We start from the raw sequence: 8189 nt of genomic DNA, 5'->3' as shown, positions 1-8189 counted from the left end.
GACGGCGCCGTGGTGGCCCCCTTCGGCGTGATGGGCGGGCATTACCAGGCCATGGGCCATGTCGAGCTCCTCACCGGCATCATCGACCGAGGCCTCGACGTGCAGGAGGCGCTGGATGCTCCCCGCAGCTTCGCCTATGGCGGCGGCGTTGAACTCGAGGGCGGCTTCGGCCCGGGCCTTGCCGAGGGACTCGCCGCCCGGGGTCACCTCACCATCCCGGCCCCCGTCCCGATCGGCGGCGGCCAGATCATCTGGATCGACCCCGCCACGGGGATGCGCGCCGCCGGCTCCGACCCGCGCAAGGACGGCCTCGCGCTCGGCTACTGAAGGCGCTTTCCGGCGATCCGACTCACGGAAGATTCAGTCCTGCGCCGTCAAGGTCCGGCGAGCCCCTCCCGCACGCCCCGTGCGGGGGGACCGGGGATAATCGGCGCAGCATGACGGACCGGATCGAGGCCTCCTCGGCGACGTCGGGACCCGGACGGAAGGCTGACGCCTTCGGCCCGGACGCCCACGGCATCGCCGACTGGCCCTTCGGGATGCGGCGATCCGAGGATTTCTGCCAGGCGTGGGCTTTGCCCGGCGACCGGGACTGGCCGCGCATCCGGGTGCTCATCCTCGCCGACAAGGCCCACACGGAAACGGAAGCCGTAGGCCTCGCCGCCACGCGCGCCTCCATCGAGGGTCAGGCCTACCGGGACCTGCGCTACGACATCGTGCGGGCCGGCCCCGAGGCGGCGGCGCGGCTCGCGGAGTATACCGCCGATCCCGCTTTCGACGCTCTGATTCTGCTGCGGCCGGGCGACCTGCTGGCGCCGGGGGGGCTCGCAGCCCTCGGCCTGGAGGCGGCCTTGAGCGGCGCCGAGATCGTCGCCGGACTGCGCGTCGTCTTCGGCACGGAGCCGCTGGGCCTCGACGCGCCGGCGGCCTGCCCGGGCGCACTCGACGACACCGCACCGCCCGATGGGGCGCTCGCCCCCTTCACCGGAGGCGAACTGCTCCTGTCGCGGACCCTTGTGCAGCGCGCGGGCGGGTTCGATCCAGAGGCGCCCTACCCCGTTGCCGACCTGTGGCGGCGACTCGTGCGCCAGGGCGCCCGGCTCGCCCGCGTCGGGCGCCCCGTCTTCCTGCAGCACGCAGCCGAGGATCACGTCGCGGCGATGCCGCCCGGGCTTTCGATCGCGATGCTCACCGACTTCGGCTATTCCGGCGGGGCCGGTATCGGCCACCGGCGCCTCGCCGATGCCCTGGCCCACGGGGGCCACCACGTCTCGCACCTGACCCTCGGGACGGAATCGCCGGCCGCGGCGGCGGAATGGACCGAGCGTTTCCCACGCGCCGAAGCGCGGATCGCGGCCGGCGGCTTCGACCTGATCCTCGCCGGCAATCTCCACGGTGCCACGCGGAGCACCGACATCCTGGAACGACTGGGGCGGTCCGCACCGGTGGCCGTCGTGCTCCACGACCTGTTCCCCCTGACGGGGCGCTGCGCCTTCCCGGGCGATTGCGCGGTGATCGCGCAGGGCTGCGATGCGCGCTGCCCCTCGCCCACCGCCTATCCGCAACTCGCGCCGACGCAGATCGCGGCGGCCTTCGCGCACAAGCGCGCCGTCCTCGCCGGCTCCCACGCGCCGCTGCTTCTGGGAAATTCCCGCTGGACCGAGGCGACGGCGCGTCGTCTCGCGCCGGCCGGCACGCGCATCGACCGCATTACCCTGGCGTTCCCCACCGGGGTCTTTCGTCCCGGCGACAGGGCGGACCTGCGCCGGCAACTCGGCCTGCCGCCGGACGACGTCCTCGTCATGTTCGCCGCCGTCATCGCCGACGCGCCGGGCAAGGGCGCGGCGGAACTCGCCGCGATCCTGCGCCGGATCGCGGGGCCGGGGATCGGCTTCGTCGCGGTGGGCCGCTTGGACGATCCCGCCGCGTTCGGGTTAGCGAACCTCGTGGCGGCGGGGCCGATCGGCAACGAGGAGACCCTGGCGCGCTGGTACGGCGCCTGCGACGTCTACGTCACGGCGAGCCGCAACGAGACCCTCGGCCAGACGCCCGTGGAGGCCGCCCTCTGCGGCACGCCGACCGTGGCCTACCGCTCCACGGGCCTGACCACGGCGGTGATCGACGGCGTCTCGGGCCATCTCACCGACGTCGGGCCGGAGGCGCTGGAAGCCGCTCTCAGGACCCTGATCGCGGATGCTCCCGCGCGGCGGCGCCTCGGCGCCCTGGGCCGGATCGCGGTGGAAGCGCGCCACAGCCACGCCGCGGCGCTGATGCGGCTCAACGACGTCCTCGTCGCGCAAGGCATCCTGCCGCCCGGCGCGGGCACCGGGCGCATCCGCTTCGCGCCCGAGATGCTGGCGCAGTTCGCCTGCGCACGGGAGCGCGCCCCTGGCCGCAGCGGCACCGTGCCGGCGCCCTCGCGCCCGGCGGTTCGCCTGGCGCGCCGGCTCAAGCAGGCCCTGCTGGGGCGCGGCCTGCCGCTCTGGCTGCGCCGGGGCCTCTATCTCGGCGTTCGCCTCCGGGCCTGGACACGCCACGGCTTTCGGCGAGGTTCGCGATGACATCCCGAGCCGACGCCGCACCCGCGCGGATCTATGTCGACCACACGCACCTGCGCGGCCACGTCACCGGCATCGAGCGGGTTGCCCTCGACCTGTTCGATCCGGCCATGCTGCGGCCGCACCCGGTCGTTCCCGTGCGCTCCACGAGCCTGGCGCGGATGATCCTCGCCCAGCAGATCGGCCTGCCCCTGCGCGGCCTGTGCGATCCGAAGGCGCTGATGATCTTCCCCGGGTTTCCCCCCGGACCCCTGGCGACGCTGCTGCGGCGGCACTGCATCACCTACGTGCACGATACCTTCCTGCTGACGCGCCCGCAGGACCTGAGTTGGAAGAGCCGGCTCTACATGGCGCCGAGCTTCGCCTTCGCGATGCGGTACGGGCGCCGCTTCCTCGTGAATTCGCGCACGACCGGTGCGGCCGTGCGGGCGGTCTGCGCGCCGGACGCCCTGGTCGCCCTGCTGAGGCCGCCGGTGCGCGACGTGTTCGGTCTCGCGGACCTGTCCCCGGCGCCGAAGCCGGCGCCGGGCGCGCCGCTGCGGCTCCTCGCCATCGGCACGATCGAGCCGCGAAAGGACTATCCCACCGCCATCGCGATCGTCGCCGCCCTCAATGCCGCCGGGGTGCCGGCGGAGCTTCACGTCGTCGGGCGCGTCGGCTGGGGCAGCCACGACTTCCTTGCCGCGCCGCCCGCCTTCCTCAACTGGCACGGCTACCTGGACGACGCGGCCCTGCGCCACCTCGCCGCGCGCTGCCACCTCCTCATCTCCACATCGAAGGCCGAAGGGCTCGGCCTGCCGCTCCTCGAAGTGCAACATGGCGGCCTGCCCATCGTCGCGCCGCAGGGGGCCGTCTTCTCGGAGGTGCTCGGCGCGTCCGCCCTGTTCATCGATCCGACCGATCCCGCCGGGGCGGCGAAAGCGATCCGCGACTGGGTGGAAGGCCCGTCCTTCGCGGCGGCGCCGGCCGCCTCGCGGGCCAACGTCCGGCGCTGGAACGACCTCGCGGCCGGCGACGCGGAGCGCTTCCGCCGCTTCCTCGAGCGCGGCGCCGAAGCCTACGCGGGTGCGACAGAATCGACCGCTGCTTCATCTTAGCAGGTTGTAGAGCCAAGCTTGGATACATTGTGCACAGGCAATCGCGCCGACAAAAGCCGACAAAGCCGTCTTCAACCTAGACTTGTTTTTCGAGACGACAACATTGTGGAATGGTTTGCCTGCTTTGGTGTGACGTTTTCAGGACAAACCCGGCGCCGTGCAGGCTGGCACGGGGATCGCGGAGGGAATGCCATCGGTCACGTTCCGAAGACCCCGTGTCCCGTTTCGACACGGATGCTGAAGCGAAACGGGACAGAGGCGTTCAGGAGGGCACTTGGCCATCGCTGAAGGCGGCCAAGTTCAGGAGACGACACAGATGTTCGACTTCGGAAGCCCGGTGCGCGGGGAGCCGGTCACCCTGGAAAGGCACCGCGAGGGCGGCCTCGATGCCGGTCTCGTCCTGCGTCGCCTGTGGCGGGGCGGCGCCTACATCCTCCTCGGCGGTCTCGGCGCGGTGATCCTCGCCGTGGTGCTGCTCAACCTCGCGCGCCCGACCTACACCGCCAACACCCAGATCCTCGTCGATCCGGCGGACCTGCCCGTCCTCGCCAACGACCTCAGCAACCGACAGCCGCAGGCGGATAGCGGCGTCTCCATCGCCGAGAGCCAGGCCCGGGTGATCCAGTCGGACAACGTCCTGCGCCGGGTGGTGGAGCGCCTCGACCTGACGCAGGACGAGGAATTCGTCCTGCCGCCATCGACCCATCCCCTCGTCGTCCGCCTTAAGGCGCTCCTCGGCATGGAGACCCCGGTGGCGAGCCGCGACCCCGTCAACCTCGCCCTCGACACGCTGCGGCTCAAGCTCGGCGTGCGCCGCGCCGAACGCACCTTCGTCATCGACATCTATGTCCAGACCTGGGACCCGGAGAAGTCCGCCCGGATCGCGAACGCCATCGCGGATGCCTACTTCGCCGAAGACGCGGGCGCCCGCACGGAGGCGGCGCGGCGCGCCTCGGAGGCCCTGACCGGGCGTCTCGCGGGCCTGCGCCAGGCGGTGGAGGAAGCCGAGCGCAAGGCCCTTCAATATCGCGAGACGAACAAGCTCGTGACATCGAGCGGACGGCTCCTCAGCGACCAGCAGCTCAGCGATCTCAACCAGCAGCTCGTCACCGCGAACCTGCGCACCGCCGAGGCCAAGGCCCGCCTCGACCAGGCCCGGCGCATGCGCGCCGGCGAGGCCGGCACCGCCCTGCCCGAGATGCTGCAATCCCTGGAAATGCAGAACCTGCGGCAGCAATACGCCACCCTCTCCCGCAGCACCGCCGAGCTCGCGACGCGCCTGGGCGAGCGCCACCCGGCCATGGCCGAGCAATACGCCCAGCAGCGTGATCTCCAGCGCCTGATCCAGCGCGAGAAGGAGCGGATCATCGAGACCTCGCAGAAGGATTACGACCGCGCGGCGGCGAGCGAGGCCGCCGTGCGCCGCAGTCTCGATCGGGCCAAGACCGAGACCGCCGGAAACGACCGCGCCAATGTCGGCCTGCGGGAACTGGAGCGCGAGGCCGAGTCCCGGCGCTCGGTCTACGAGACCTTCCTGCGGCGCTCGCGCGAAACCAACGAGCAGGAGCGCCTGAACAGCTCCAACGTCCGCGTCATCTCCTCCGCGACGCCGCCCCGGCTCCGGACCTGGCCGCCCTCGCCCAAGATCGTGCTTCCGGTGGCCCTGCTCGTGGGGCTCGCCCTCGGCGCGGGCCTTGCCCTGCTCCTGGGCGCCCGGCGCGACCGGCGTCGTGGAACGCCCCTCGCGACACCCTCGCCCATCGGCGGCGCGCGCAGCTTCCGGGCCGTCGATGCCTGACATTCTCGAAGAGGCTCACCCCGTGACGGATGCCCCGCGCCGATCGGAGCGGGGAGACTTCGAACCGCGAACCCGCGATGGCGACAGCGTCCCACACACAGCAAGCGAGGCCCAGATGACCGTCCGCTTGTTCGACATCGGCTTCACGCCCGGGAGCGCCGCCGACATCCTCGCGCACGCCGCCGCGCAGCCGGCGACGCGTCCGCGCCTCATCGTGACCGCCAACCTGGACCACATCGTCACGCTGGCGGAAAACGCGGCTTTCCGGGAGGCCTATGACGGCGCCGTGGCCCGCACCCTCGACGGGATGCCGTTGGTCTGGCTGGCCCGCGTGCGGGGGGCACGGAGCGCGAAGCGGGTGACGGGCCACGACCTTGTCGCCTCCGCCTTCGCCTCACCCTGGCCGGCCGGACAGCGGATCTATCTCATCTGTGCCACCCAGGCAGTCGGCGATCACCTGAGCGAGCGCATCGTCACGGCGGGGACGCCGCGCGACTGCATCGCGGTGACGGTGCCGCCCTACGGCTTCGAGGTGGACGAAGCCTACGGACGGCATTTGTCCGGCGCCATCCGCAGCCACGGCACCACGCTCCTCGTCCTCGGCGTCGGCGCCCCGCGCTCGGAGATCTGGGTGACCCGCCAGGGTGCAGCCCTGGGTGCGCCCGTCGTGCTGGCCGTAGGCGAGGCCCTGAACGTCGCGGCCGGCCTCGTGCCGCGAGCGCCACCGTTCATGCAGCGGGCAGGCCTCGAATGGCTGTTCCGCTTCCTGCACGCGCCGCGGCGCCTGTTCGGGCGCTACTTCGTGCGCTCCTGGCGGCTGCTCGGAATTGCCCTCGGGGCCGTCAGCCACGGGCGCCGCAGGCGGCTTCACCCGGTTGTCACGCAAGCGCGACGCGCCCCCAAATCTTACTGAGACCGACGTTCCCCTCGGACGATTGCGTTTTCAGCGGGCCGCGAACAGCTCCGGGTGCCTCAGGCGGAGGGTGAGCAGGAGCACCAGGGTCTTGAGGTCGGTGAGTTCACCCCGGTCGCTGAGGGCCGCGAGGTCCGCCAGCGGCATCTCGCGCACGGTGATGTCCTCGTGCTCCTCGACCAGGCCGCCGCCGGCCCCCGTCCGGTCCGCCGCCGCGTAAGGCGCGAGATAGAGGTCCATCTGCTCGGTGGAGATGCCCGGCATGCTCCAGCCACAGGTGACGGCCTCGAGGGCGCCGAGGCGCACGCCGGTCTCCTCGTAGGCCTCGCGCCGCGCGCCCTCCTCGGGCTCGGCTTCGTCGAGGAGCCCCGCCGGCACCTCGAGAACGCGCGTGACGCCGGCGGCATAGAAGGCCGGGGTCCGGAACTGCTCGACGAGGAGCGCCACCCGCCGGTCCGGATCGTAGGGCAGGACGGCGACGGCGCGTCCGTGATCCTCGATCTCGCGCGCGAGGCGGGTTCCGTCCGCCATCGTCACTTCCGCGACGAGGAGCCGGCTCCAGCCGTCATGCACGATCCGGGTGCCGCGGATGATCGGCGCCATGCTGTTCTCCCCTCAGCGGGCCACTGTGCGACAGCGGCCAAGATCAGGCGGAGCTAGCAGCGCCTTGTCGCATCAATGAGGCGGGTCCTGATGGTTTTCGGCCACGGCCTTGCGAATTGTGAACGACAGCGTGGTGGATTTCCGATCCTGCCGCACCAGGACGTCGCCCGCCTCGCGCACGAGGTTCGGGATGTCGATGGCCGCCATCGGGTCGGTGCAGGTGACCGTGAGCAAGGTGCCGGGCGCGAGGCCGCGCAGCGCCTTGCGGGTCCGCAGGACCGGCAGAGGGCATTTCAATCCGCTGAGGTCGAGGTGGATCGCGTCCCCGATGTGCTTCACCGCCGCCCTCGTCCCTTCGCCGCCGCTCGACCTCATACGAAAAATCCCGCCCCCGGTGCGAGCCGGGGACGGGATTTTTTAAGCCATTCCGGGGCGCTTCAAACGCCCCGCGTGGTCAGGCCTCAGTAGCCGTAACCATAGGCGGGGTAGCCGTAACCACCGTAGGCCGGGGCGCTGTAATAGCCGTAGGCCGGGGCGCCATAGCCGTATCCGCCATAACCGGCGCCGACGTAGCCACGGTCGTAATAGCCGTAGCGGGGCGCCTGGCTCGCCGCGATGGCGCCGCCGATGATGCCGAGCGCGGCACCCGCCGCCAGGGCGCCACCGACACCCGGACCGCGACGGTAGCCGCCGCCGTAATAGCCACGGCCGTAACCGCCGCCGTAGCGGCCATAGCCGTAGCCGCCGCGATAGCGGACGTTCTCGACGCTGGCGTTACCGCCGGCCAGCTGGGCGGCGTTCAGCGCGGGCATCGGAGCGGCCTGTGCCGCGGTGAAAGAGCCAGCCGAGAGACCGACGGCCGTGGTACCGGCCAGAACGAGGGACAAGATGCGCGTCATGCGAGCGTACTCCGTCACAGGGTTGCGTTATCCCTGAAACAGCGAAGTTGGCGATCCGTTCCAGGATCGTCACGATGCGGCATCCCGAACGCGTGCGTTCCGGCACGTCCGCCCGGAGACCCGGACCGCCCCGCCCGTCCGACTTCCGGCCCCGCTAGAAGACGCAGCGCGAGAAGGCCGGCTCCACCGAGCGCTTCCAGGGGCCCTCGAAGTCGGCGAGGTGCTCCTCCGCGAGGGAGCGCCCGGCGGCCACGATAGCCTCGAGGGGCTGCAGGTACTGCGTCTCGTCGCGGCCCTGCGCGTCCCGGCGGCCGCGGGCGG

General features: G+C 71.7%; 8 protein-coding genes and 1 pseudogene. 5 read left to right on the top strand and 4 right to left on the bottom strand.

The window, feature by feature from the left end; translation table 11 throughout:
• From JWQ05_RS20525 to JWQ05_RS20505, 5 genes are all read left to right on the top strand, one after another.
• Window positions 1–327 (top strand): gamma-glutamyltransferase (locus JWQ05_RS20525; protein WP_299662696.1); only part of this gene is annotated, 327 nt, incomplete at its 5' end.
• A 110-nt stretch (window positions 328–437) separates the two neighbouring features.
• Window positions 438–2561, top strand: coding sequence for a glycosyltransferase (locus JWQ05_RS20520; protein WP_299662693.1), 2124 nt, complete (start codon window positions 438–440; stop codon window positions 2559–2561).
• A complete protein-coding gene (locus tag JWQ05_RS20515; RefSeq protein ID WP_299662690.1) occupies window positions 2558–3655 on the top strand; it encodes a glycosyltransferase in 1098 nt (365 codons plus the stop codon). Before JWQ05_RS20520 ends, JWQ05_RS20515 begins: the two co-directional genes overlap by 4 nt.
• Before the next feature lie 316 nt (window positions 3656–3971).
• Window positions 3972–5453, top strand: coding sequence for a GumC family protein (locus JWQ05_RS20510; RefSeq protein ID WP_299662687.1), 1482 nt, complete (start codon window positions 3972–3974; stop codon window positions 5451–5453).
• A gap of 115 nt (window positions 5454–5568) precedes the next feature.
• Window positions 5569–6366 (top strand): WecB/TagA/CpsF family glycosyltransferase, encoded by a 798-nt coding sequence (locus JWQ05_RS20505; RefSeq protein WP_299662684.1) that lies wholly within the window; start codon window positions 5569–5571, stop codon window positions 6364–6366.
• Between the two features lie 30 nt (window positions 6367–6396).
• Here JWQ05_RS20505 and JWQ05_RS20500 read toward each other — a convergent pair whose 3' ends face one another.
• The 4 genes and pseudogenes from JWQ05_RS20500 to JWQ05_RS20485 all read right to left on the bottom strand — a co-directional run.
• The gene (locus JWQ05_RS20500) at window positions 6397–6969 is read right to left on the bottom strand and encodes an NUDIX hydrolase (protein WP_299662681.1); all 573 of its coding nucleotides are present in this window, start codon (window positions 6967–6969) and stop codon (window positions 6397–6399) included.
• A 72-nt stretch (window positions 6970–7041) separates the two neighbouring features.
• Window positions 7042–7299: a sulfurtransferase TusA family protein gene (locus JWQ05_RS20495; protein ID WP_299662698.1), complete on the bottom strand. Its 258-nt coding sequence runs from the start codon at window positions 7297–7299 to the stop codon at window positions 7042–7044.
• Window positions 7300–7430: 131 nt separating this feature from the next.
• Window positions 7431–7868, bottom strand: a complete 438-nt coding sequence (locus JWQ05_RS20490; RefSeq protein WP_299662678.1) for a hypothetical protein — start codon at window positions 7866–7868, stop codon at window positions 7431–7433.
• 154 nt (window positions 7869–8022) lie between these two features.
• Window positions 8023–8189, bottom strand: a pseudogene (locus JWQ05_RS20485) (glutamate--cysteine ligase); the annotation flags it as partial.

Source organism: Methylobacterium sp., from assembly GCF_028290105.1.
Taxonomy (GTDB): Bacteria; Pseudomonadota; Alphaproteobacteria; order Rhizobiales; family Beijerinckiaceae; genus Methylobacterium.
Note: the sequence above shows the minus strand (reverse complement) of the source record. Positions and strands in the feature narration are given on the sequence as shown.